Below are 23,835 nucleotides of genomic sequence, written 5' to 3' on the forward strand. Positions count from 1 at the left end.
TAGTTGGGTAAGGCTACTTTAAGGAGTGGTTTTGTATATTTACGAAAATCCATAGGGGGATACTTCATTTTGAATTGTCTTTCTGGATAAATACTACATTTCCATCAAACGTCACCTTACCTTCATGGAACAATCTTTAAACCCTACCTGGGTGCCTCCCCAGCCCAAAGAAGTTGCCACCAGTACCCGCCTTGGCCTACCTGCCTACGTATATGCTGTGGTTTTTTCTTCCTTCTGCGTTATCGCCGGTATTATCTGGGATATCTGCTGGCACCGGAGCATCGGTCGCGACGGCCTGTTTTCACCTCCCCACCTGCTGGTTTATTTAGGGGCCATTGTTGCGGGCCTGTTTTCAGGCTATCAGGTACTTAAAACTACTTTTGCGGGAAGTGACACCCAAAAATCCCAGAGTGTTAAAGTCTGGGGCTTTTTCTACAGCTCGCTGGGCGCCTTATTCTGCATTTGGGGGGCCATTGCCATGCTTACCTCCGCTCCCTTCGACGACTGGTGGCACAGTACCTACGGCCTCGACGTTACAATTCTTTCACCACCCCATACCGTGCTGGCGCTGGGAATTATTGGTGTACAATTTGGGGCGATGGTGACGGTACTGGCGCTCCGCAACCAAACCAAACTCTATAACGACTTTACACCCGAAGAACGCCGCAAACGCGATACCCGCATTTACTGGATGTTTGTCCTGTCGGCCGGCTTTCTGCTCTCGATGTGGTTTACGCTCATCTCCGAGGAGTTGGGCAAGTGGAGCTCCCACAACTCCAGCTACTACCAGTTTGCATGCGGAGCCTTTCCTTTATTTCTGCTGGCCTTTGGTCGGGCTATTCCCAACCGCTGGACCATCACTACCTCCACGGCGGTGTATACGGCCATGCTGTGTCTCACGCTATGGATTATCCCCCTCTTTCCGGCCGAGCCCAAACTGGGACCCATCCTCCACCGCATAGATCACTACCAGGGTTTTGAGTTTCCGCTGCTGCTGATCGTACCTGCGCTGGCGATGGACTGGCTATTGATGCGTTATGCCAAATTGAACGACTGGCTGCTGGCCCTGATCGTGGGGGTAGCCTTCTTTGCTATCTTTTTCGTGGTTCACTGGTACTTTGGGGCTTTCCTGATGGAGTCGCCCTACTCACGCAACTGGATCTTTGGTAGTCATTTCTGGTACTTTGGCAATGACCCCAACTGGGAGTACCGCTATAAGTTTGCGCCCTGGACCTTGCAGGAAACCCCGGCCTTGCTCAACGGACTGGCCATAGCGTTGGGATTGGGTATTGTATCTTCCCGGATCGGACTGGCCTGGGGTAACTGGATGAATAAAATACAACGATGAAAAACCTCTTCTTTTTGGTGGGCTTCCTCCTTTGTGCGGTAGCCGCGCAGGCCCACGTTGGTAGTGCAGGTGTACTTTTTCAGGGACAGGCAGGCCCCTATCGGGTTATGGTCAATGTTGAGCCGCCCGATGTTATACCGGGTACGGCCAGGATTACCGTTTTTTCAGAAGGCAACAATATCACCGGCGTACAGGCGCGGCCTATTTACTTCCGTTCCGGTGACGAAGGGGCCCCCTCCTACGACGACATTGCTGCAGTAGCCGGACAGGCCGGGCAGTTTCAGGGTATCGTGTGGCTCATGGAACGGGGCTCATCCAGTGTGCAGATTGAACTAAATGGCAGTCTGGGCAAAGGACAATTAGTAGTACCTATTGTGGCGGTGTCCACCGCGCAGCGCGACATGCCCTCCAGCCTGGGCTGGCTCCTGACGGGCCTGGGGCTGTTTCTGGTGCTGCTGATGGTAACCGCCATTGGTGCCAGTGTCAGCGACGGCCTGCTTACCCCTGGAAAGGTACTTTCTTCCCAGCAAAAACGGAAACGCTGGTTGAACATGGGTATCGCTACCGGGATTTGTGCGTTGATCCTGTACGGAGGTAGCGGCTGGTGGGATAGCTGGGCCGCCGACTACCGTCAGTATATGTACAAACCCTTGCAGGCAACCACAAAAATAAGTACTGAGGAAGGACAACGGATGTTCAACCTACAGATTGATACCACCAACTGGGCCCAAATGCGACGGGGTAGTATGCTAAGTACCCTCGTGCCTGACCACGGCAAGCTGATGCACCTCTTCCTGGTACGGACACCGGGCCTGGATGCTTTCGCCCACCTCCACCCCGAGCGCCGCGATAGCACTACTTTTCAGGCCTATGTACCCAGGCTCCCGGCGGGTAAGTACCTCATGTATGCCGACATCGTGCAGCTCTCGGGCTTTGCCGAAACCATAGTCGATACCGTTGAGATTCCCGATCTTTCTCCCGCTGTCACCGCCCTGAAACGCACCGACGAGGAGGATACCTACGTCGTGACCGATCCGCTGAATGATCCAAAAAAGGTTCCGCTGGACGAAAACGTAGTGGTATGTGGCGCTCCGGGTACCCGTACCAAACTCAAAGACGGCTCCTATGTAGTATGGGAAGGCAAGGCTGGCAATACCTACAAAGCCGGAAAACCCTACCAGCTCAACTTTGAGGTGTTCAACCCTGACGGTACCCCCGCTACGCTGGAACCCTACCTGGGGATGCCGGGGCACGCGGCCATTGTTCGCTCCGACGGCTCGGTGTACATTCACCTGCACCCGGTGGGCACCTACGCCATGGCCGCCGAGCAGACGCTCAAGGGCCGCATCGCCGACACCACCCGTATCTACAAACGCCCTAACCCGCAGGTGTTCCGCGACAGTATTAACCGGTACCTGGCGCACCTGAAAACCCTGCCCTCGGCCGAGCGCGAAGCATTTCTGATGAAGGAAATGGGCATGGAGATGACCGGCAGCACCCACAACGGCGAAGAGCACACCAACCGCATCTCTTTCCCTTACTCCTTCCCAAAGGATGGCCAATACCGTATTTTCTTACAGATCAAGCGCAGCGGTCAGGTTATAACGGGGGTATTTGATGCGAAGGTGAAGGATACGACGACGTTGTAGATTGCTTGTACTTATTAACAACTACTTAGTTAAAATAACATAAAAATTCTACTGTCGTGCCTGTTTCTGCTCGCTGTTTTGGGTACTTTCTCCTATACCGCTGCTCCAAAGTACCTGGATACTAGTGCTCCGGAAGAATACACAGGTACCTATCAGTTTAAAAACAATGAGTTCCTCACCAACTTTGTGGTAAAGGTGTCGGAAGGAGATTTGTACGGCGAGGCCGATGGCCATGGCTCCAACAAGCTTCTTCCCCAGGACCAGCCCGGTGTTTTCAAATCCACCAGTCAGTACGGTTCGATTATTACTTTCAGGCGCGACCCCTCCACCCGCAAGGTAGTGGGCCTGGTACTCCGTATTATGGATACCGACATGGAAGCGGAGTGAAAAGAGTAGTTGCTCAGGTACCACTACCAAGATTTGGGTAGTGGTACCTTTATTAGATTATTGATAGATGAATTAGTTTGTAAACTTTTGTCAGGCTGAGCGGAGTCGAAGCCCGGGCTTCGACTCCGCTCAGCCTGACAAACCTAATGGCATACTTTACAACTCTATTCACTTATCTATAATAAGTTTCATTTCTAAAGATTCTTCACAGGCTGCTATACTGAGCAATTCAAATCAGCAAGAAAAACGCTAATCCTCTCTCCTACTCAAACCAGAACCTGGAAATTGAAGCACGGGCGCTCCCCCCACTCACATCAGGTACTATCGCTAGCTCCACTACCCTTACCCCATCCAGATAAACTGTAAAGGTTTCCTTTTCCTCAATGGAAGATTCCGGGCTGAAGTTATATTGCTGTCGTACAATTTCGCGCTCGGCGGGTCCTGCTTCCGGCGACCACCGTAGTACAAATTCCTGCGTTCGTGCCTGCTGCTGCTCTTCCTTAAAGAGCAAATGAATTGTGTTGACCCGCTGCGGCTCATCAAAAATGATCCGGATGGTTTGTTTACCTGCTTTGGCGGCTCGCCATCCGGCCGACGGAGCCGTCAATTCAAACGCTGCCTCAATGGGGAAGGCTTCCTCCTCAGACGTAACTTCCACCTGCGCCAGACTCTGTACGTCCAGCCACTTCCCCTCATTAGAAAGTACGTTTTCCTGTTCCTGCACTATTATTCTTTTTCGCATACCGATTCGTGGTTATAAGCCTTACTGTTTCTGTTCTCAGAGGCTAGTACCTAGTAAAGAAAAAAACGGCCAAATGGTTTAAAGAGTAGCGCAGCATTCGGTTTGGAGTCAAGCGCCCGGGTACCTACCTTTTGCAACTAAAAGTATTCTTAACCAGCCACCAGGCAATCAATTGCATCCCAAGCCGACAAATAGCCAGCCGTTGGCTTGGTCGTTGGGTACTTTCCCGGAGATAGATATTTTCGTGCCTGTCGATTACCTTTACTATTATTCATTTTACACAATACGCTACATTTACCCCAAGTACCTATGAAAAAATTAACACTACTTCTGCTCCTGATCTGGTCCGCCGCGCAAAGCCAGTCCGTAACAACCAACAATAACTCTGCTCCTCATAAAGTGGAGGATTACGCTGGTACTTACCAGTTTAAGGATAATGAGTACCTGACAAATTTTGTGGTAAAAGTGACCGACGGAGCATTGTACGGCGAAGCTGATGGCAACGGTGCCAACAAACTCCTGCCTCAGGACCAGCCGGATGTTTTTAAATCCACCAGTCAGTACGGTTCGATCATTACCTTCAGGCGCGACCCCACTTCCAAAAAAGTCACTGGTCTGGTACTTCGCATTATGGATACGGATATGGTTGCGGAGAGAAAGGAATAACGGTTTGTTTTTTCGATTCAGGAAATTTCAATTGCGAAAGGTACCTGCATTTTCTTTCCTGGAACTTATCTCGGCTACCTACCTATGTTTACGTTGGATAAGAAGTACCTTTCCTTCACCATTGCGCTTTTTATTACCGAAATCCTGATTGCCCTGTACCTCAATGACAGAGTCATCAGGCCGTACGGGGGCGACTACCTGGTGGTCATACTGGTTTATTGCTTTATACGGGCTTTATTCAGGGTGTCGGTGAGTGGGGCAGCCCTGCTGGCCCTCCTGCTCGCTTACCTGATCGAGTTTTTACAATCTGTTAATTTTGTGGCGCTGCTGGGACTTCAGAACCACGGCCTCGCTGCGGTAGTACTGGGTCATCAATTTGAATGGATGGACATGCTGGCATATACCCTGGGAATTGCCACCGTACTCGTACTGGAAAAAGTACCAATTAATAGGTGATTGTCAGCGGTAAACCAAAAGTCGCTGACTGAACTGGTACAATATTAGCAGGTACTTATACATAAATTCTGCCAACTCATGCCCGATACATTTAATCTGAATCGATTCCTGACCGCCCAGAAAAACGAGTATTCCACGGCTTTACAGGAAATCAGAAACGGCCGCAAGCGGAGCCACTGGATGTGGTTTATATTTCCTCAGGTACTTGGACTGGGCCAAACCGAGACTTCAAGGTACTACGCCATCAGGAGTGAGGAAGAGGCCACGGCCTATCTGAACCATCTGGTACTGGGCCAGCGATTACTGGAAATTTCTGAAGCATTACTTTCCATAAAAGATAAAACTGCTACGGAAGTTCTGGGGTATCCCGACGATCTGAAATTAAAATCGAGTATGACTTTATTCAGTATAGTGAGCGATAGGCATTCCATTTTTGAGCGGGTACTTGACCGGTACTTCGGGGGAGAAAAAGATCAAAAGACCGTACAAATCCTGGATCGGATGAAAGATCACTAGTACCTTCCCTACTCTTTACCAGCTCTTCAAAAAAAATTTCTTCTCTGCGCTTGCTCTTACTGAAAACATCCTTAACTTTGAATCTCAAAGTACTTTGGTATGACAGATCAACACGAGCAACTCAGCACCCTTCAGGAGATCCGTAACATTATGGATCGTTCCTCCCGCTTTAACTCCCTGAGCGGGCTATCCGGTATTTTGGCGGGTATCAGTGGCCTGGCAGGCGCCGGAGTCGTAGCGTGGTACCTTGCCAGCCACAATCTGGTATACCGCGACCTGTATAGTGCTGTACCCGTAGCCGGAGTAGGCGAATTCGTTACTGTTTCGGCAATGGTGGTACTGATCCTGGCCATAAGCTCTGTCGTTTACCTTTCCTATCTTAAAGCCCAAAAAACGAAGCAATCAGTCTCGCACAGTCAGGGGCAGCGAATGGTGAGTAATCTTTTTATTCCGTTAGGGGTGGGTGGTCTTTTTTGTCTGGTACTGATTTACCACGGTATCCTGTACCTGGTGGCACCTGCCATGCTCATTTTCTACGGCCTTTCCCTGATCAACGCCAGCAAGTACACCTTCCTCGAAATTCGCTATCTGGGTATTTGTGAAACCGTACTTGGGCTGGTGGCCTGTTTCTTTATTGAGTATGGTCTACTTGCCTGGGCGCTGGGCTTCGGGATACTTAATATAGTCTTTGGGGCACTAATTTATTCAAGATACGAAAAGGTATAACCAACCGGCTACCTGTAGGTAGCTGGTACTTTAAAAGCAATAGAACCCACGAACCAGTTTGGAATGGATAATGTGAAGGGGTACCTGAAAGAAATAAACAAGGATTTTGAAAGCAGGGCCCGCCTTGGTATAATGTCGGTGTTGATGGTAGAAGAAGGCGTAGATTTTAACTTTCTGAAAGAAACCCTGCAGCTTACCGACGGCAACCTGGCCAGCCACTTAAGGGCGCTGGAAGAGGCCGCCTACCTGCGGGTGGAGAAGCAGTTTATCGGCCGTAAGCCCAATACCCGTTATTCCGCTACCGCCGAAGGGAAAGAGGCCTTTAAGAACCACCTGGATGCCCTGGAACGCCTGATTATGGATAATAGAGCACAGTAACTATTTTTTTAACCATTTACTTTGAATTTCAAAGTACTTTATAATTAAAAAAACAAACATGGAAACTGAAATAACGTACGGAAATAACCCCAGAAACAGGCTAATTCACCCCAAATCATTAGGAACCCGCGCGCTGCAGGGCGCCGGAATAGCCTTTATCTTGCTCATCCTCTTTTTTACGATTGGAGGCGATATTAACCCGGGTAGTAAAGCATGGATACTACTGCCCCTCATCACGGTAACTATCGGAGGCGCGGCTGGTGGAATCATCTACTACCTACTGGACTCCCTGCGGTACCAGGGTGGTCGTAAAAAGTACCTTGCGAACCTACTGAGCCTGTTAGCGTACATTCTGTTCGTGATGGTAACTTTTGTGCTGGGCATGAACGGGCCAAATTAAAAGTACTCTACCGAACGACGGAAGCATCCGCCCCGGCAGCCCATTGACAGGTTCAGGCCCTGCCCCCGACCTGCTGAGTAGCTACGTAAAAACCGAAAAATCAAACCGTATTTCAAATTGTATCCTGGTATTAACTATCCAACTTTTAACGAGAAAGATTTATGAATAACACCGCAAATGTTCCGACAAGTGTTTTGAATCTACTAGGCTGGCTGTTTGGCCTCGCTGTTTTGGCCATCGGCCTAGTAAATACGTTTTGGGGAAATGATCCGGGTTTTGGAATTTTCCTACTTCTCCTGGCTTTCGTCTACTTTCCTCCGGCCAATGCGATTCTCAAGGAAATGACCGGTTTTTCCATTCCTGGAATACTAAAAGTCCTCCTGGGCATTTTTATCATCTGGGCATCCTTGGGTGTGGGCGAATTGTTCGAAAAGATAGACCTCATGATGATAAATTTATAATTCTTCATCCTACCGCCAGGTTTGAAGATATGTTCAACAAAATGGTCAGGAAACAGCAGCAAATGCAGCCACCTATGCTTCTAAATCCGAAACAGAACATAAGGCAGCCCAGCCACCTAAAAAACTTGTTTTTTGTCCATTTACTTTGAATTTCAAAGTACTTTATTATAATCAATAAGGACTTAATTGGCGGGAACAAACAAATTAATTTACTCTAAAACTCAAATTAAAATGGCGAAGATTCATAAAATCCGCAAAGAAGCCAGGAAGTTACCCACGAGTGGCTTACCCAGTACCTATCAAAATAAAGGGCCCCGATTAGGCAAGCCAGTTTGCGCAGTTCAGGCAATAAAAAAGGTATTCTTCACCACTCCAAACGGCCGGTATGGCCTGCTCAGATCTATCGGCGGGAAGTCTACGGCGAAACGCTTTCCCCTTTTGGTATCTTTGGCGGTTATCATCTCTCTTTTCGGCTCAACCACTTACGCGCAGGACAAGACCAACGAGGTTAACAAAATATTTGGCTGGGCTACGCCAGCCACGCCCGGGTGCGTATGCGCAGTTTCTCAGAACGGCAAAATAGTGGTAAATCGTGCGTACGGCCTTGCCGATCTGGAACGAAACGTACCATTGGCCCAAAACTCGGTCTTTGATATCGGATCGGTGCGTAAGCAGTTTATCGCGGCGGCGGTCCTCCTCCTCGTCGAAGAGAAGCAGCTTTCAATTTCCGAAGACATCCGCAAGTATATTCCCGAATTGCCTGACTATGGCCAAAAGATCACGTTAGACCACCTGCTCACTCATACCAGCGGCCTCCGCGACTGGACCGGATTGTTGCCGCTTGCGAACGGAAAACCAGACGCCTCGACCCTTATCCTGCGTCAGCGCGTCCTCAATTTCGCCCCCGGCGAGGAATGGTCGTATTCGAACAGCGGCTACGTGTTGCTGACAGAAATTGTGGCACGTACCACCGGAAAACCGTTTGCTGAATTCGCCCGTAAGTACCTGTTCGAGCCGCTCGGGATGAAATCGACCACCTATGTTACCGAAATGACGGATGTAGTTAAGGATCGTGCCCTCGGTTACGAGAAGAAAAAAGACGGCTGGAAGCTTGACATGTACCTGGGTAACGACCGCGGCGGCGGTGCCATACTCAGCACGGCAGAAGACCTCCTGATCTGGAACGAAGCTCTGACAAATAATCGGCTTGGTACTTCTGTCAGCGAAAAGCTGCAGGAACCATCAAAACTTAACAACGGAAGGAAGCTCGACTACGCCCGTGGCCTGTTCCTGGACACCTATAAAGGAACCAGAGAGGTGGCGCATTCCGGTGGCGCGGCCGGGTACCATTCCTGGCTGGGCCGCTTTCCGGAGCAGGGAGTTTCCATCGCGGTGCTGTGCAATTCAGACGCCATGCCCACCACGGCGCTCGCGCACCGCCTAGCAGATCAGTTTCTGCCTGCCACAAGTACTCCAGACCCCCTGGCGGGGCCGCCGCCTGCTATCACCGAAGATGCACTACCTGACGTGAACAAAAAGGCAGGACTGTTCATCAACGAGCAAACCAACGAAACGATGCGCCTGGTTGTGGATAGAGGCAGGTTCCGCATTGCCGGCGGCCCCGGTCTGGTGCCGGTGACCAAAGACCACTTCCGTCGCTGGGGTGCATTCCCGCAGTTCATGTCACAAGATGAATTCGAATTGCACTTCCTCTCCCCTGATCGGTTCGAATTGAAGTCCATGGAGGGCAAGGTGACACAGTACCACCGGGCCCAGCCCTATAAGCCAACCGCTGCCGATCTGCAGTCTTTAGCGGGACGATACACCAGCGACGAAATCGGCGCATTCTTCGATATTGCCCCCGGAAAAGACGGTTTGATGGGCCGTGCCAACGATGCACCGGGTGAAGGGTTCCTGTTAAGTCCCGTTTATCGTGACACCTATCAACTAGGAGGAGTAACCGTACGCTTCCTGCGCGACAAAGCGGGAAAGGTAGTAGCGCTTAACTACAGCAATCCGGTGGTCCGCAACATCAAGTTTACCCGATTGGGCGGCCTTACCAGTCGCTAAGTGCGCCCGAGGGGAAGTTGAGGTTTACCAAGAGCCTGGCTTCCTGCCGCAGAAGACCGGAGGCTTCGCCCCACCAGATCTAATAAAGTACCTTGGATATCCCTTTTTACATTTGATTAACCAATAAAAAACACTTTTTATGTTATGAAAAACGAAATCCTAGATAATCTGGACAAACCCCAGGAATTGGAAAAGTTGTACCGGGGGAACAAACCTGGCTTCCGGCAGGAGTTTAACAACCTGTATCCCCAGCTCAGCGAAAGCACAACCGCCCATTTCTGGAACGCCCGGCTCAACTTCCAGGAAAAGGAGATAAACTGGGGAGCAGGCAGGGATCTGCTATTTGTAATTTTGGCCGTTTTGCTGGCAGGTACCCTGGCCAGGGTACCCCTATTTTCTCCGGTCAGCGAAGACTTTTTTTACCCAAGAAACATTGGCTTTATCGTGTTCCCTTGGCTGGCTGTCTACTTTGCCCGAAAAAACAGTTTGTCCGTCAGGAAAATGGTAGTAGTGGGCGGCCTGTTTCTGGTCGCTGTACTCTACATCAATCTGCTTCCCGATAATCCTAAGAGTGATACCCTGGTATTGGCCTGTCTGCATCTGCTCCTGTTTCTATGGTCGGTACTGGCGGTATCCTTTGTAGGAGGACAATTCAGTGCAAGTGATAACCGGCTCAATTTCCTTAGGTATAATGGCGATCTGATTGTGGTGTGTGCCCTGTTAGGAATAGCCGGAGTACTGATGTCGGGCATCACCATCGGGCTGTTTTCGCTGATCAACCTCAAAATTGAAGAATTCTACTTTCAAAACATTGCCATTTACGGACTGGCTGCTTTACCCATCGTTGGCACCTACCTCACCCAGACTAATCCTCAGTTGGTCAACCGGATTTCGCCCCTGATAGCCCGGTTGTTCAGTCCGCTGGTACTGGTTATGCTGCTGGTGTACCTGACGGCAATCCTATATACCGGAAAAGATCCGTACAATGACCGGGAGTTTTTACTTATTTTTAACGCTTTGCTGGTGGGGGTCATGGCACTAATCTTCTTTTCGGTAGCCGAAGGAGCCCGGGCATCGCGAAACAGGGCCGAAATAGTGGTATTATTTCTTCTTTCCATGATTACCATCATCGTAAATGGCATTGCGCTGTCGGCAATACTATTCAGAATTACGGAATGGGGCTTAACTCCCAACCGGGCGGCTGTACTGGGTGGTAATATCCTGATCCTGATCAACCTGCTGCTCATAGCCGGGACGTTGGTACGGGTACTAACCCGAAATGCCAGCCTATCGGATGTAGGTAAAGCAATTACAGCCTACCTGCCTGTTTATTGGGTGTGGGCGGCCCTTGTCACTTTTCTGTTTCCGCTGCTATTTGGTTTCAGGTAGTATCCCTACCAACCGGGATGAAAAAACTGCGCATCAGAACATTGGGAAGTTTTGATGCGCAGTTTTCTAAGTAAATAATTTTACATTTATCCCGAAGTACACCTGGGGTGGAGGTGAGTTAGAAAGACACGTGTAATCTCATTTCGTAAACCACTTCTAACCAGAAATTACTATGCCAACCAAAGGACAAGTACTTACCAATCCGACTACGGGTGATGTATTCGATTTTATTGAAACCGCGAAGGACTCAAATGGCGAAAGAGTTACCATCAAATCCAGCCTGAAAGGAAAGGGCGTTCTGGTGCCCGATCATTTTCATGTACTGCAGGATGAAAGCTTTGAGATTCTTTCGGGAAAACTAACCGTCCGGATGGACGGCGGAGAACGGGTATTTTCGGCCGGTGAAAAAGTAACCCTGCCCAAAAACAAAGCCCACAACCATTTTAACAGTGAAGATGAACCCGTCATCTACATTCATACTACCTCCCCGGCGCTGGACTTTGATTACTTTATTGAGAATCTGGTAGGTTTGGCCAGCGACGGCAAAATGAAGAATGGAAAAATAGGGCTGGTGCAGCAGCTGGTTACTCTAAAATACACCGACAGTAAAGCCTATCTGGCCGACCTGCCGGTTGGTATTCAAAATACCCTGATGAACGTAGTGGCCCCAATGGCTCGGCTTGTGGGTTACCGGCTATTTATAAAAAGTACTCAGGGATTGAGAAGTAAAAGCAAGAACAGGTACCACTTTCCCGATTGTGGTTCCAACCAGTTCGGAGAACGCCGCTAACGCCGCTAACCCCGATTTGTAATCGGGCGTTAACTCCGATAGCGTTTTTAACGCGTCTAAAACCAATACCGCGTTGAAAACGCTATTCGATATAAGCTCTGAATTGAAATCGGGGCGAGCAAAAGAAGTATCGGGGCTGACAGAAAAATCAAAATAACCAGTCCTAATCAAAACAAACCCCTCACCTTTTCAAAAGATAAATCCTTGTAATTTTCAATGTACAGGTCGCAGGGAGGTAGCTCTTCGCGGCGGTGGGAGGTAAGTACCCCTACCACCTTCATCCCCGCATTGATAGCCGCCGACACGCCCGAATAGGAATCTTCAAACACGACGCATTGCTCCGGCGCTACCCCCAGATTTGCCGCCGAGGTCAGGTACACTTCCGGATCAGGTTTGTGCTTGCTGACGTTTTCACTAGCCAGGATGGACTCCATCTTTTCGCGCAGGGCCAGTTTGTCAATAATCAATTCCAGATTGGCATAGGGGGCCGAGGTAGCGACTCCGGTTTTTACGCCGTGGGCCTTCAGCTCACTGACAAATTCCAGCAGTCCACCAATGGGTTCAATATAGGGCTCGTAGATGGTACGGAACAGGCTTTCCTTTTCGTCTTCCAGCTGTTTGAATTCTTCCCCCACTACCTCCCTTTGCAGAAAATGACTGAGAATATAGCTGTTGCTCTTGCCAAACATATGTTGGGCAAACTCTTCGTCGGTGGGTGACAAGTCTCTTTTCGAAAAAAATTGTCTGAACGCCTGGGAATGGTACGGATTGGTATGGCAAATAACGCCATCCATGTCAAATAGTACTGCAATTGTGTTTTCCATGCCCCAAAATTACGGTAAAAAAAAGGTTTCGCCCAGCCTTAAGGTAGAACGAAACCTGTAATGATTATAGAAGTACGGTAAATTTTACTCCCAAACTACCTCAATGGCCTGGTCTTTCAGGTCAATGGTAGTGTACTGCTCGCCATTCTGGCGCTTCAGCGAAACTACCCCATTCTGTACCCTGGCCACCTGCTGCGAAATCACATCTTTCTTATTTTTCTTCCGATACACCACCACCAGGCTCTCGGAAGTCGTAACCGGTACATCAATGGCTTTGCCGTCGGCTTTCAGGCTGGTACCAGTAGCGGGCAGATACGGTGCTTTTGCCAGTGCCAGTGCCCGGGAAGCCAAAGGTACTCCGTAGCCTACATAGTTGTTGCCGTAGGGATACAGGTGCGCCGACTTTTCGATCAGTTCCATTAACTCCTTGTTGGTCAGCTCGGGATGGGCCTGTATCAGGCAGGCGGCAAAGCCTGTGATAACCGGCGCCGACAACGAAGTACCGTACAGGGAAAAGCAGGAAACGTTGGGCTTCAGGTACGGCAAAAACTCCGGCCCGATGCTGCTGTAACCAATCTTGTTCCAGAGCCGCTGGTTGGTAGCGCCAATCGAAAGGATGCCTTTGGCATCAGCCGGCGTAGAAATAATCCGCCAGTTTTTGTCTTCGCCTTCGTTACCGGCCGACACCACCACCAGAATCCCCTTTTTATCGGCGGCCATTTGCGCAGCCCGGCTGATGGCGCTGGTCTTGCCGTCCATCTGGCTGGGCTGGTAATTTTCTTTGGGGTCCGAAAAGCCACGAGCATAGCCCAGTGAGGTATTAATCAAACGTACACCCAGGCTGTCCATCCATTCCATGGCCGCAATCCAGTTATCCTCCTCACCCCGCCATTCGCGGAGGGAGTAATCGGTCCGGGCCAGGTAAAACTTTGAATCCATGGCCATTCCGTACTGGATATTATCGTTTTTATCCATTCCCCCGATGGCCGCCATCACCTCGGTACCGTGTACGTCGGAAAAAGATTCGGCGGTACTGTAGAGCATGGTGGCCGGACGGTCGGGTTTTACGTAGTCGCGGATTCCCAGTACCCGCTTATCCGAAAAGATATCCCGCAGGGCAAAGGAAGAATCAGCCCCGTAAAAACCAGCGTCAATAATGCCAACGGTCACGTCTTTTCCCGTAAAGCCGGACTGGAGAAATGCCTCAGACTGTACCTGGGCCATGACCGGAGCCAACTGCGCTTTTTCGACCGGTTGGGTACGGGCAATATAAAAACCGGAATTCATAGGTACTACGTCGGTGACGAAGGGCAGCCGGGATACCTGGTAGGCCTGCTCGGTCGTCAGCGTAGCCGACACGGCGTTCAGCCACTTGGAGCGGTTAATGACTTTTACCGATGAGTTGGCGAGCTCCCTTTCGTAGGCTTGCTGTACCGGAAGGTCGGTTTCGTCAGAAAGGGCCAGCCCCATCAGCTTGCGGTTCTGGATGGTAGTTTCGGAAATGGCCGGTTTATCCGTTGGATTTTTATCTTTAAGGTATATCCAGTACTTGGGTTGAGCCGAAACAAGAAATGGAAAAAATAACAATAAGGCGATGCACTTGGCTTTCATGCGGGCTGGTAATTAGTTGGGGAAGTTTTATAATTTTGGTCAAACGAAAGTTTTAATCTAAGTCAGAATCCTGGAGGGGCGGTACTACTCCCGGGTAGTAAACCAACTACTGACATTCATTAAAGTTGTTAAACGTAATTAAATATTTATTTCGTCAAAAGTATTCCACTTAAATAAAATACCATGCGCTATCAATCCATTGACAAAGCCCTCTATATAGAAAACCGCCGTCGGTTGGCCGGTCTGCTGAAATCCAGGTCACTGGTCATCCTTAATGCCAACGATATAATGCCCACCAATGCCGACGGCACCATGGGTTTTAAACAAAATACGGACCTGCTTTATTTGTCCGGAATAGACCAGGAAGAAACCAGGCTGCTGCTTTTCCCCGAACATCCCGACGAGAAAATGCGGGAAGTACTTTTCCTGCGTGAAACCAATGAATACATCGCCGTCTGGGAAGGTGAAAAGCTAACCAAAGAGCAGGCCCGGGAGGTATCTGGAATCCAAACGGTATTCTGGACACAAGAATTTGAAACGGTTTTCAGAAACATTGTTTTTGAGGCCGAGCATGTTTACCTCAATACCAACGAACATACCCGCAACGATTCCCCGGTGCAAACCCGTGACACCCGCTACATCCGGGAATTCCGGGATAAGTACCCCCTGCACCAGCTAGAGCGCCTGGCCCCTCTGATGCACTACCTGCGGGCCATCAAGCAACCCCAGGAAATAGCCCTGCTGCAGGAAGCCTGCGACATTACCCGCGCCGGATTTATACGGCTTTTAAAATTTGTAAAACCAGGGGTGATGGAGTACGAACTGGAAGCAGAACTGCTGCACGAATTTGTAAGGAGCCGCTCCCGCGGTTTCGCTTACACGCCGATTATCGCCTCGGGTGCCAATGCCTGCGTACTCCATTATATCCAAAACAACCAACCCTGTAAGGACGGGGATGTACTACTGCTGGACGTAGCGGCTGAATATGCCAACTACAATGCCGACCTGACCCGCTCCATTCCGGTCAACGGGCGGTTTACCGAGCGGCAGCGGGCGGTATACGATGCGGTACTGCGGGTGTTTAAAGCGGCCAGGTCCATGCTGGTACCCGGCAATATCTGGGACGACTACCACCAGGAAGTAGGCAAGGTTATGGAAAGCGAGCTCATCGGGCTGGGGCTGCTTACCAAAGAAGCCATCGAAAAACAGGACCCCGAACTTCCCGCCTACAAGAAGTACTTCCCGCACGGCACCTCCCATTTCCTGGGCCTCGACGTTCACGATGTAGGCAACAAGTACCGGCGCTTTGAGCCGGGTATGGTATTTACCTGCGAGCCGGGTATTTATATACGCGAAGAAGGTCTGGGTATCCGGCTGGAGAATGATATTCTGATTACGGCCGACGGCAACAAGGACCTGATGGCCCATATCCCCATGGAGGCCGAGGAAATAGAAGAAATTATGAACAGCTAAGGGAGCAGCAGCAGGTACATTTTTTATAATGTATATATTGGTATGGTCGGCCAGGTACCTACAGGAGCCAGGCCGGTACGTTTGGTACCTACTACGACACATCAAACATGTATTTATCATCGGAAGATTTAATTAAATTAGTATTGGCACTACTAATTGGAGCCGTGGTCGGGCTTGAAAGGGAGTACCGAAGTAAATCGGCCGGACTGCGTACCATGATCCTGATTGCCCTGGGATCAACCCTTTTTACCATTTTATCCATAAAAGTAAGTCTGGACGCGGGCCGAATCGCGGCCAATGTCATCACGGGAATTGGTTTTATAGGGGGAGGTATCATCTTCCGGGAGCATAACCAGGTTGTGGGCCTTACAACGGCGGCGGCGGTATGGGTAACTGCCGCCATGGGAATGGCTATCGGGGCGGGCTACTACGAACTTTCCATCCTTACCTTTGGGCTGGTTATCCTGTCCCTGGTTGCCCTGATTCCCCTGCAAAACATCATGAAAACCCGGAATCAGATCCGGAACTACCGTATCGTGACCAGGTACCAGCAAAAGACCCTCAAGCGCTACGAAGATCTTTTCCGGGAATACGAAATGTACGTCATGCGCGGCAAACAAAACCGAAAAGGAGACCGAATCTCAGGAAACTGGACCTTGCAAGGTACCGAAAAACAGCACGAAAAACTGACCAGGTACCTGCTCAATGACTCGGAGGTCCTAGAGTTTGATTTTTAGAATGAGCAAAGTCATGGGGCACCGCTACCTTTGTACGTAGTTTTGGGTGTAAATTGCAGTCCAGGAAACGCATCACCGCCAGAAATCGTTATCCGCGTATAATCCTAAACCATAGCTTTAAGTACTATGTCTGGTCTTATTCTTAACGATACACTTTGGGAGGTACTTGCCGTACACCTTACTCTCTCCGAGCAGCAGTGGTTGAAGGAAAAAGGAGCCACCCCGCCCCGGGAGCTGATGACTGCCTTTGTGGCCGCTCCGCGGTTTCTTTCCAAGCGCACAATTCAAACTGATGTCAACCATAGCCTCGAAATCAGTAAACTCCTGCCCGGCTTTTCCATTGAAGGCTGGAATGTGGTACGTCTGAGTCGGGTGTGGCTGCTTACCTGCCTGGACGTGGCTGAGCGGGAGGCGTACATCCTGCCTATTGAAACCTTATTTGATACGGCCGAAATGAATGAACTGGTAGCGCTTTACTCGGCTCTGCCCCTGCTGGAGTACCCCGAGCAGTGGCTGTTCCGGGCGACCGATGCCGTGCGCTCCAACATGGGTGTTGTATTGGACTCCATAGCCCTGAACAACCCCTACCCTGCCCGCTTCTTTACCGAATCGGCCTGGAACCAGCTCGTGCTGAAGGTTATTTTTAACGACAAGCCGATTCACCAGATCGTGGGACTCGACGAACGAACCAATGAGCCCCTGGCCCGTACCCTCTCCGACTTCGCCCATGAACGCTGGGCCGCCGGTCGTAAGGTAGCGCCCCAGGTGTGGCGGTTGGTGAGTAAATATATGGATGAGGCACTTTTAAAGGATATGGAGCATCTTTTCAAGTCCAGCCAGCCCTACGACCAGGCCGCGGCAGCGCTGGCCTGCCACCATTCCGATTATGAACCTGCCCGACGGCTGCTTGCCTCCCACCCCGAACTGGAAAAATCAGTACAACATGGTACCCTGACCTGGGCCCAACTTGAATTTACCGACCTAAACACCTATGTGTAATCATAAAGAAGTACAACAAAACCCCTCGCATTTTGAGGAAACCGAAGGAGTAGCTACCCACTGCGACCTGGGCTGGAACGACTACCAGGAACTTATTCGGGGAATGCGGTTTTTTGATCCGCACATTCACATGACCTCCCGTACCACCGACGACTACCAGGCCATGGCCGACGCGGGAATTGTAGCGCTCATTGAACCGGCTTTCTGGCTGGGGCAGCCGCGCACGGGACTTTCTACTTTTAAGGATTATTACAGCAGCCTGGTGGGCTGGGAGCGATTCCGGTCGTCGCAGTTTGGCATAAAACACTACTGTACCATTGGACTAAATTCCCGCGAAGCCAATAACGAACCCCTGGCCGAACAGGTCATGGAAATTCTGCCCCTATTCCTCTACAAGGAAGGAGTGGTGGGGGTAGGGGAAATTGGCTTTGACGACCAAACCGCCGCGGAAGAAAAGTACTACCGTGCGCAGCTTGAGCTGGCCAAATCAGCCCGGCTTCCCGTACAGGTACATACACCCCACCGCGACAAAAAGCAGGGTACCGAGCGCAGCATGGCCATAGCGCTGGAACACGGCCTTGACCCCTCCTGGGTTATTATTGACCACAACAACGAAGAAACTGTAAAGAGCGTACTGGACCAGGGCTTTTGGGCGGCCTTTACTATTTACCCATTTACCAAAATGGGCAATGAACGCATGGTAAAGGTAGTGGAGCAGTACGGCCCGGAGCGTATTATGGTCAATTCAGCCGCCGACTGGGGCATCTCTGATCCACTGGCTATTCCCAAAACCGCCGCTCTGATGAAAATGAACCAGATTTCGGACGAGGCCATTCGCCTGGTGACTTACCAGAATGCCATCGAAGCCTTCGGTCTGAGTGGTCAGATTGATACCGCTGATTTTGAGAATGGAGTGGAAGTAGACCAAAACCAGAAGTACAACGGGAACACCATTTTGCGGGGTGGGCAGCAACCCCGCACAGCCAAAGACTCCTTAGTAATCCGGTAAGGTGGGTAATCTGAAAGCATACCTGCAGCTGACACGTCCGGCCAATCTGGTCACGGCACTGGCCGATATCCTGGCCGGAGTAGCCATCGCCCAGTTTACGTTCTATTCACCCTATTTGGTACCCGGCTCCTTACTGCTGGCCACGCTTGGCTTGTACGGGGGTGGCGTAGTGATGAACGACGTGTTTGATGCTGAACTGGATGCCGTTGAACGTCCCGAACGCCCCATTCCCAGCGGCAGGGTCAGTCTGGGTTCCGCTACTACTTTGGGAGTAATGCTACTGCTGGCGGGAATCGCCTTTGCCGCTTTGTACAGTCCGCTTAGTGCATCTATTGCCGCTCTGGTGGCCGTTGGAGCCTTGGTTTATGACAAATGGGCGAAGCACAGCGCCCTGCTGGGTCCTTTGACCATGGGCCTATGCCGGGGTGGTAACCTGTTATTAGGTATAAGCTCCGTTCCCCAGGCTCTCTACGACTGGGGCTTTCTGGCCCTGGTCCCGGTGGTTTATATCGGAGCCATTACCCTCATTAGTCAGGACGAAGTGCACGGCGGAAAACGTCGTACCTTGTACATTGCCGCCAGCCTGTACCTGCTGGTCCACCTGGTTCAGCTGGCTGTTTCTTTTACAAAAGGGAATCTCCTGCTGACTGCCCCCCTGGTGGCCCTGCACGCCTGGATGATAGGACGCCCGCTACTGGTTGCGATAAAAAACCCCGTTGGCCCCCTGATAGGGAAAGCTGTAAAAGCAGGGGTAATTTCCCTGATAATCATGAATGCCGCCTGGTGTATGGCCTTTGGCAACTGGCACCTGGCATTGATTGGCATACTCCTTTTACCAATATCTTTAAAATTAGCGCGTATTTTTGCTGTGACTTAGCGTCCGAAACCCACTTATGCAAACCCTAAAACAACAATTTCAGGTAGAATACACCTATTCCATATTTTTTACAAAAGGGCTGTTCTCCCCCCGGAATACCGCTTTGAGTGACTTTCTGCGCGCCTACGGCGAAGCCGGATTCAAACGGAAGGCACTGGTAGTACTGGACGACGGCCTCATGGAACCCTACCCCAACCTCATCGACGATATTACCAATTACTTTGCCGACCTCACCGATACGATACAGTTAGTACCTTCTCTCATGATTCTTCCCGGTGGGGAAGCCTGTAAAAATGATCCTTCCCTGTTTGAACGCCTGGTGCAGGCCGTTGACACTTCGGGTATTGACCGTCATTCGTTCATTATTGCCGTAGGAGGTGGGGCCTTGCTGGACCTGGTGGGTTATGCCGCGGCGGTGTCGCACCGGGGGGTAAAGCATATCCGCATACCTACAACAGTACTTTCGCAGAATGACTCGGGCGTGGGGGTAAAAAATGGAATAAACTACCAGGGCAAAAAAAACTTCCTGGGGTCGTTTGCCCCCCCGGTGGCCGTTTTTAATGACAGCAATTTCCTGAAGAGCCTGGCAGACCGCGACTGGCGGGCCGGTATGTCCGAAGCCATTAAAGTGGCTCTTATCAAAGACCAGGCTTTCTTTGAATGGATGGAAAATAACGCGCTGGCGCTGGCCCAGCGGGACGAAGCGGCCATGGAGTACCTGATTCACCGCTGTGCTGAAATGCACGTTGAGCACATTCGCAGTGGCGACCCGTTTGAGTTTGGTTCGTCGCGCCCGCTGGATTTTGGTCACTGGGCGGCGCATAAACTGGAGTACCTCACCAATTTTTCCATTCGCCACGGCGAGGCAGTAGCGATTGGGATTGCACTGGATAGCGTGTACTCCGTTAAGGTGGGGTTACTTTCCGAAGAGGCGCTGCAGCGTATCCTGAACCTGATACACCAGCTGGGATTTGAACTATACCACCCCGCGCTTTCTGAGAACGACAAAGAGTTGCTCCGGGCGGGGCTGCACGAGTTTCAGGAGCACCTGGGCGGCCGCCTGACCATTATGCTCCTGAAGGCTATTGGACAAGGCGTGGAGGTACACCAGATGGATGCCGAACTCATTGCTGATTCCGTTGACTACCTCGAAACCTTTAATTCTTCTCTGGTATGAAAACGCCTTTTGGACACCTGACCTACTGCAGCAATATTCACCCCGGCGAACACTGGGAAGACCATTTCCGGGCGTTGCGGGACAATATCCCTTATATCCGGCAGGAACTGGCTCCCGATCAGCCTTTTGCGCTGGGTTTACGCCTGGCGAATGAGGCTTCCCTTGAGCTGGAAAATCCCGAACGCCTGGCTGAGTTTAAAACCTGGTTGCGGGAGCAATGGGTATACGTGTTTACAATGAATGGTTTCCCCTACGGAGGCTTTCATGATACCCGGGTCAAGGACAACGTCCACAGTCCCGACTGGACCACCACCGAGCGTACCCAGTATACAATACGACTCTTTAAAATCCTGTCCCAGCTTCTGCCGGACGGTATGGAAGGCGGGGTATCAACCTCACCCCTATCCTACCGCTTCTGGTGGAAAAACGAGACGGAGACCCGCAATGCTATTGAAACGGCAACGAATAATATTCTCCTGATTGCGGAAAACCTGGTAGAAATACGCCAGGAAACAGGCAAGGTCATGCACCTGGACATTGAGCCCGAACCCGACGGATTACTCGAAAATTCGGAAGAGTTTGTGGCCTGGTACCGCGACTTTTTGCTGCCAATGGGGATTCCTTATTTACAAAAAAAGTTTGACTTCGACGAGGAGGAAGCCCGGGAGGCCCTGCTTACCCACATCCAGCTGTGCTACGATATATGCCACTTTGCCGTGGGTTACGAAGAGCCGCAGGACGTCCTGGACCGGCTGGCTACCGTGGGCATACGGGTGGGAAAAATACAGATAAGCTCAGCGGTGAAGATGGATCTGGAGAGCGCGAGCGAAGAAAAAATTGAGGCTATCCGTGCCTTTGATGAACCCGTGTACCTGCACCAGGTAGTGGCCCGAACCCCGGAGGGTACCTTCCGGAAGTACCCCGACTTACCCGAAGCCCTGGCCGACTGGAAGCAGCAACATAATGAATGGCGGATACACTTCCATGTACCTCTGTTTGTAGATACCTACGGCTCACTGGAATCAACGCAGCAAGATATTATCAATACTCTGGCTGTTCATAAACTACGCCCCTTTACCCAACACCTGGAAGTAGAAACCTACACCTGGGGGGTACTTCCGGAGGAAATTCAAAAACCAATTGGTGAATCCATTGTTCGGGAGATGAAGTGGGTAAAAAATGGGTTAAACGAAGAGTAAAGTACTATGCAGAAGACGGTTGTTATTGATATAGTGGGACTCAGCGCCAACCTGATTGGAGAATATACTCCATTTCTGAAGGAGTACCTTCGGGGCCGGTACCTGACCCCTATCAAGCCGGTTCTTCCTGCGGTAACTACCACCGCCCAAAGCTGCTATGTTACGGGTAGGTGGCCGACCGAAAATGGCATTGTGGGTAATGGCTGGTACGACCGGGAAGATGCCGAGGTAAAATTCTGGAAGCAGTCTAACAAACTGGTGCAGGGTGAAAAAATCTGGGAGGCGGCCCGGAAACTTGACCCTTCCTTTACCTGCTCCAAAATGTTTTGGTGGTACAATATGTACTCCACCGCCGACTACTCCGTTACGCCCCGTCCCCAGTACCACGCCGATGGCGTTAAGGCTCCGGACTGTTATGCCCAGCCCGCTAGCCTGCGTGATGAACTTCAGAGTGAGCTGGGGCAGTTTCCGCTTTTCAATTTCTGGGGGCCCACTGCCAATATCAAATCATCCAAATGGATTGCGGACGCTTCCATCTGGGTGGATAAAAAATACGACCCTACCCTTACGCTCATCTACCTGCCCCACCTGGACTATTGCCTTCAGAAGTTCGGGGACGATTTCTCTAAAATCCACCAGGAATTAGGCGAAGTTGATGGACTGGTTGCTGACTTGGTGCGGCACTACGAAGCCCGAAATACCCGTATAATTCTGCTTTCCGAATACGGAATAAACCCCGTCAGCCGCCCCATCCATATTAACCGCATTCTGCGGGAGGAAGGTACCATTGCGGTCCGGAACGAGCGCTGGTACGAACTGCTCGACGCCGGTGCCTCACCGGCCTTCGCCACCGCCGACCACCAGGTTGCGCACGTTTATATCAATGACCCAACGGTGAAGGAAAAGGTTAAAAAGCGTCTACAGCAAACCCCGGGAATAGCCCTGGTACTGGATGAAGAAGGAAAACAGATCTACCATATCGACCACGAAAGAGCCGGTGACCTGGTAGTTGTGGCCGAACCGGATAGCTGGTTTACCTACTACTACTGGCTCGATGACGCAAAAGCTCCCGACTACGCCAAGCTGGTGGATATTCACCGGAAACCCGGTTATGACCCCGTCGAGATGTTCATGGACCCCAAAAACCCCCTGATTAAGCTGCGGGCCGGGTACAAGTTAGGCCGAAAATTAATGGGTTTCAGGTACCTCATGGATGTTATTCCGCTGGATGCCACCTTAATAAAAGGCTCCCACGGCAGTCCGCTGGTACCGCGCGAGTACTACCCGGTCTGCATCACCAGCGACCCGCTACCGCAGGCGGAACTGGAAGCAACCGAAGTATATGATATAATCTGGAATCACCTTCAGTAGGTGGTAGTACCACTGTCGCCAAAGTACCCCGCCAGCTCTACTACGGCGTAGCCGATCATAATCAGGCACAGGATTACTTCCATGACCATGCCGGTCAGAAAGCCCAGAAAAGAACCTAGGGCGGCCTTGAAGGCCACTTTCCGGGTGGAGCCTCCAATTAATTCCCCAAAAAGCGCCCCCAGAAAAGTACCCAGAAAAATACCAATACCGGGTAACACAAAAAAACCAATCACCAACCCCACCACGGCCCCGATACTGCCGTAACGGGTACCTCCAAACTTTTTAGCCCCCCAGATAGGAATAAAATAATCCAGGGCCGCAATGAGAACGGTAAGGAGGCCCAGTCCAACCAGAACAGCGGTACTGAATTCGGTATAGGAACTGAAATGAAGCAGCAAGAGTCCCCCAAAACTGAGCGAGGGGCCGGGGGTAGGCAAAACTGCCCCGGCCAGTCCGCCGAATAAACAAATCAGACCCAGAACGAGTAATATAGTATCCATGATTAACGGTATTTATTGAATTGGATTTACTAAAAAAACCATGCGTCATTCTATCTTTGCCCACCTGTTAGGGTTCAAAA

Annotated in this window: 25 protein-coding genes; 21 read left to right on the top strand and 4 right to left on the bottom strand. The window is 50.8% G+C overall.

Annotated elements, in window-relative coordinates:
- Positions 1-124: 124 nt before the first annotated feature.
- From VGN67_RS19170 to VGN67_RS19180, 3 genes are all read left to right on the top strand, one after another.
- Positions 125-1,348, top strand: coding sequence for a hypothetical protein (locus VGN67_RS19170; RefSeq protein ID WP_327488503.1), 1,224 nt, complete (start codon positions 125-127; stop codon positions 1,346-1,348).
- Positions 1,345-2,997: a hypothetical protein gene (locus VGN67_RS19175; RefSeq protein WP_327488504.1), complete on the top strand. Its 1,653-nt coding sequence runs from the start codon at positions 1,345-1,347 to the stop codon at positions 2,995-2,997. Before VGN67_RS19170 ends, VGN67_RS19175 begins: the two co-directional genes overlap by 4 nt.
- 78 nt (positions 2,998-3,075) lie before the next feature.
- A complete protein-coding gene (locus VGN67_RS19180; RefSeq protein ID WP_327488505.1) occupies positions 3,076-3,384 on the top strand; it encodes a DUF3471 domain-containing protein in 309 nt (102 codons plus the stop codon).
- A 262-nt stretch (positions 3,385-3,646) separates the two neighbouring features.
- Here VGN67_RS19180 and VGN67_RS19185 read toward each other — a convergent pair whose 3' ends face one another.
- Positions 3,647-4,126, bottom strand: a complete 480-nt coding sequence (locus VGN67_RS19185; protein WP_327488507.1) for a hypothetical protein — start codon at positions 4,124-4,126, stop codon at positions 3,647-3,649.
- A 309-nt stretch (positions 4,127-4,435) separates the two neighbouring features.
- Between VGN67_RS19185 and VGN67_RS19190 the strand changes: the two genes are divergently transcribed.
- The 10 genes from VGN67_RS19190 (at position 4,436) to VGN67_RS19235 (ending at position 11,978) form a co-directional block, all read left to right on the top strand.
- Entirely contained in the window at positions 4,436-4,792 is a 357-nt protein-coding gene (locus VGN67_RS19190; RefSeq protein ID WP_327488508.1) for a DUF3471 domain-containing protein, read from the top strand.
- 84 nt (positions 4,793-4,876) lie between these two features.
- Positions 4,877-5,248: a DUF2809 domain-containing protein gene (locus tag VGN67_RS19195; RefSeq protein ID WP_327488509.1), complete on the top strand. Its 372-nt coding sequence runs from the start codon at positions 4,877-4,879 to the stop codon at positions 5,246-5,248.
- 78 nt (positions 5,249-5,326) lie between these two features.
- Positions 5,327-5,764 carry a DUF1810 domain-containing protein gene (locus tag VGN67_RS19200; RefSeq protein WP_327488510.1) on the top strand — a complete coding sequence of 146 codons (438 nt, stop codon included), beginning with the start codon at positions 5,327-5,329 and terminating at the stop codon, positions 5,762-5,764.
- 99 nt (positions 5,765-5,863) lie between these two features.
- On the top strand, positions 5,864-6,490 hold the full coding sequence (locus tag VGN67_RS19205) for a hypothetical protein (RefSeq protein WP_327488511.1): 627 nt from the start codon (positions 5,864-5,866) through the stop codon (positions 6,488-6,490).
- A gap of 63 nt (positions 6,491-6,553) precedes the next feature.
- Complete coding sequence (locus VGN67_RS19210) at positions 6,554-6,868, top strand: transcriptional regulator (protein ID WP_327488512.1); 315 nt, start codon at positions 6,554-6,556, stop codon at positions 6,866-6,868.
- 58 nt (positions 6,869-6,926) lie between these two features.
- Positions 6,927-7,268, top strand: a complete 342-nt coding sequence (locus VGN67_RS19215; protein ID WP_327488513.1) for a potassium transporter KefB — start codon at positions 6,927-6,929, stop codon at positions 7,266-7,268.
- A 161-nt stretch (positions 7,269-7,429) separates the two neighbouring features.
- Positions 7,430-7,729, top strand: coding sequence for a hypothetical protein (locus VGN67_RS19220; protein WP_327488514.1), 300 nt, complete (start codon positions 7,430-7,432; stop codon positions 7,727-7,729).
- Positions 7,730-7,960: 231 nt separating this feature from the next.
- On the top strand, positions 7,961-9,799 hold the full coding sequence (locus VGN67_RS19225) for a serine hydrolase domain-containing protein (RefSeq protein WP_327488515.1): 1,839 nt from the start codon (positions 7,961-7,963) through the stop codon (positions 9,797-9,799).
- A 144-nt stretch (positions 9,800-9,943) separates the two neighbouring features.
- Positions 9,944-11,188: a hypothetical protein gene (locus VGN67_RS19230; protein WP_327488516.1), complete on the top strand. Its 1,245-nt coding sequence runs from the start codon at positions 9,944-9,946 to the stop codon at positions 11,186-11,188.
- Between the two features lie 172 nt (positions 11,189-11,360).
- Positions 11,361-11,978, top strand: coding sequence for a cupin domain-containing protein (locus VGN67_RS19235; protein WP_327488517.1), 618 nt, complete (start codon positions 11,361-11,363; stop codon positions 11,976-11,978).
- 167 nt (positions 11,979-12,145) lie between these two features.
- Here the strand turns inward: VGN67_RS19235 and VGN67_RS19240 are convergent, their stop codons facing one another.
- Both VGN67_RS19240 and VGN67_RS19245 read right to left on the bottom strand, forming a co-directional pair.
- Positions 12,146-12,802, bottom strand: a complete 657-nt coding sequence (locus tag VGN67_RS19240; protein ID WP_327488518.1) for an HAD family phosphatase — start codon at positions 12,800-12,802, stop codon at positions 12,146-12,148.
- Positions 12,803-12,886: 84 nt separating this feature from the next.
- Positions 12,887-14,413 (bottom strand): S8 family serine peptidase, encoded by a 1,527-nt coding sequence (locus VGN67_RS19245; RefSeq protein ID WP_327488519.1) that lies wholly within the window; start codon positions 14,411-14,413, stop codon positions 12,887-12,889.
- Positions 14,414-14,596: 183 nt separating this feature from the next.
- Here VGN67_RS19245 and VGN67_RS19250 point away from each other — a divergent pair, with 183 nt between their 5' ends.
- From VGN67_RS19250 to VGN67_RS19285, 8 genes are all read left to right on the top strand, one after another.
- On the top strand, positions 14,597-15,886 hold the full coding sequence (locus VGN67_RS19250) for an aminopeptidase P family protein (RefSeq protein ID WP_327488520.1): 1,290 nt from the start codon (positions 14,597-14,599) through the stop codon (positions 15,884-15,886).
- Between the two features lie 143 nt (positions 15,887-16,029).
- Positions 16,030-16,623 carry an MgtC/SapB family protein gene (locus tag VGN67_RS19255; RefSeq protein ID WP_327488521.1) on the top strand — a complete coding sequence of 198 codons (594 nt, stop codon included), beginning with the start codon at positions 16,030-16,032 and terminating at the stop codon, positions 16,621-16,623.
- Positions 16,624-16,749: 126 nt separating this feature from the next.
- Positions 16,750-17,622: an EboA domain-containing protein gene (locus VGN67_RS19260; protein ID WP_327488522.1), complete on the top strand. Its 873-nt coding sequence runs from the start codon at positions 16,750-16,752 to the stop codon at positions 17,620-17,622.
- Positions 17,615-18,631, top strand: a complete 1,017-nt coding sequence (locus VGN67_RS19265) for a TatD family hydrolase (RefSeq protein WP_327488523.1) — start codon at positions 17,615-17,617, stop codon at positions 18,629-18,631. The genes VGN67_RS19260 and VGN67_RS19265 overlap by 8 nt, the downstream gene beginning before the upstream one ends.
- Position 18,632: 1 nt before the next feature.
- A complete protein-coding gene (gene eboC, locus VGN67_RS19270; protein WP_327488524.1) occupies positions 18,633-19,508 on the top strand; it encodes a UbiA-like protein EboC in 876 nt (291 codons plus the stop codon).
- Positions 19,509-19,524: 16 nt separating this feature from the next.
- Positions 19,525-20,685: a 3-dehydroquinate synthase gene (locus VGN67_RS19275; protein ID WP_327488525.1), complete on the top strand. Its 1,161-nt coding sequence runs from the start codon at positions 19,525-19,527 to the stop codon at positions 20,683-20,685.
- Positions 20,682-21,884, top strand: coding sequence for a metabolite traffic protein EboE (gene eboE / locus VGN67_RS19280; protein ID WP_327488526.1), 1,203 nt, complete (start codon positions 20,682-20,684; stop codon positions 21,882-21,884). The genes VGN67_RS19275 and eboE overlap by 4 nt, the downstream gene beginning before the upstream one ends.
- A 6-nt stretch (positions 21,885-21,890) precedes the next feature.
- Positions 21,891-23,255 carry an alkaline phosphatase family protein gene (locus tag VGN67_RS19285; protein WP_327488527.1) on the top strand — a complete coding sequence of 455 codons (1,365 nt, stop codon included), beginning with the start codon at positions 21,891-21,893 and terminating at the stop codon, positions 23,253-23,255.
- Here VGN67_RS19285 and VGN67_RS19290 read toward each other — a convergent pair.
- Entirely contained in the window at positions 23,249-23,755 is a 507-nt protein-coding gene (locus tag VGN67_RS19290; protein WP_327488528.1) for a DUF456 domain-containing protein, read from the bottom strand. The two genes, VGN67_RS19285 and VGN67_RS19290, sit on opposite strands and share 7 nt — an antisense overlap.
- Between the last annotated feature and the right edge of the window lie 80 nt (positions 23,756-23,835).

The organism is Telluribacter sp. (assembly GCF_035998675.1).
GTDB lineage: Bacteria > Bacteroidota > Bacteroidia > Cytophagales > Spirosomataceae > Telluribacter.

Bases quoted from the DNA above. Each gene is read 5' to 3' on its own strand.
- VGN67_RS19170 (WP_327488503.1), top strand. From the start codon at position 125: ATGGAACAATCTTTAAACCCTACCTGGGTGCCTCCCCAGCCCAAAGAA.
- VGN67_RS19175 (WP_327488504.1), top strand. From the start codon at position 1,345: ATGAAAAACCTCTTCTTTTTGGTGGGCTTCCTCCTTTGTGCGGTAGCC.
- VGN67_RS19185 (WP_327488507.1), bottom strand. From the start codon at position 4,126: ATGCGAAAAAGAATAATAGTGCAGGAACAGGAAAACGTACTTTCTAAT.
- VGN67_RS19190 (WP_327488508.1), top strand. From the start codon at position 4,436: ATGAAAAAATTAACACTACTTCTGCTCCTGATCTGGTCCGCCGCGCAA.
- VGN67_RS19195 (WP_327488509.1), top strand. From the start codon at position 4,877: ATGTTTACGTTGGATAAGAAGTACCTTTCCTTCACCATTGCGCTTTTT.
- VGN67_RS19200 (WP_327488510.1), top strand. From the start codon at position 5,327: ATGCCCGATACATTTAATCTGAATCGATTCCTGACCGCCCAGAAAAAC.
- VGN67_RS19205 (WP_327488511.1), top strand. From the start codon at position 5,864: ATGACAGATCAACACGAGCAACTCAGCACCCTTCAGGAGATCCGTAAC.
- VGN67_RS19210 (WP_327488512.1), top strand. From the start codon at position 6,554: ATGGATAATGTGAAGGGGTACCTGAAAGAAATAAACAAGGATTTTGAA.
- VGN67_RS19215 (WP_327488513.1), top strand. From the start codon at position 6,927: ATGGAAACTGAAATAACGTACGGAAATAACCCCAGAAACAGGCTAATT.
- VGN67_RS19220 (WP_327488514.1), top strand. From the start codon at position 7,430: ATGAATAACACCGCAAATGTTCCGACAAGTGTTTTGAATCTACTAGGC.
- VGN67_RS19225 (WP_327488515.1), top strand. From the start codon at position 7,961: ATGGCGAAGATTCATAAAATCCGCAAAGAAGCCAGGAAGTTACCCACG.
- VGN67_RS19230 (WP_327488516.1), top strand. From the start codon at position 9,944: ATGAAAAACGAAATCCTAGATAATCTGGACAAACCCCAGGAATTGGAA.
- VGN67_RS19235 (WP_327488517.1), top strand. From the start codon at position 11,361: ATGCCAACCAAAGGACAAGTACTTACCAATCCGACTACGGGTGATGTA.
- VGN67_RS19240 (WP_327488518.1), bottom strand. From the start codon at position 12,802: ATGGAAAACACAATTGCAGTACTATTTGACATGGATGGCGTTATTTGC.
- VGN67_RS19245 (WP_327488519.1), bottom strand. From the start codon at position 14,413: ATGAAAGCCAAGTGCATCGCCTTATTGTTATTTTTTCCATTTCTTGTT.
- VGN67_RS19250 (WP_327488520.1), top strand. From the start codon at position 14,597: ATGCGCTATCAATCCATTGACAAAGCCCTCTATATAGAAAACCGCCGT.
- VGN67_RS19260 (WP_327488522.1), top strand. From the start codon at position 16,750: ATGTCTGGTCTTATTCTTAACGATACACTTTGGGAGGTACTTGCCGTA.
- VGN67_RS19265 (WP_327488523.1), top strand. From the start codon at position 17,615: ATGTGTAATCATAAAGAAGTACAACAAAACCCCTCGCATTTTGAGGAA.
- VGN67_RS19275 (WP_327488525.1), top strand. From the start codon at position 19,525: ATGCAAACCCTAAAACAACAATTTCAGGTAGAATACACCTATTCCATA.
- eboE (WP_327488526.1), top strand. From the start codon at position 20,682: ATGAAAACGCCTTTTGGACACCTGACCTACTGCAGCAATATTCACCCC.
- VGN67_RS19285 (WP_327488527.1), top strand. From the start codon at position 21,891: ATGCAGAAGACGGTTGTTATTGATATAGTGGGACTCAGCGCCAACCTG.
- VGN67_RS19290 (WP_327488528.1), bottom strand. From the start codon at position 23,755: ATGGATACTATATTACTCGTTCTGGGTCTGATTTGTTTATTCGGCGGA.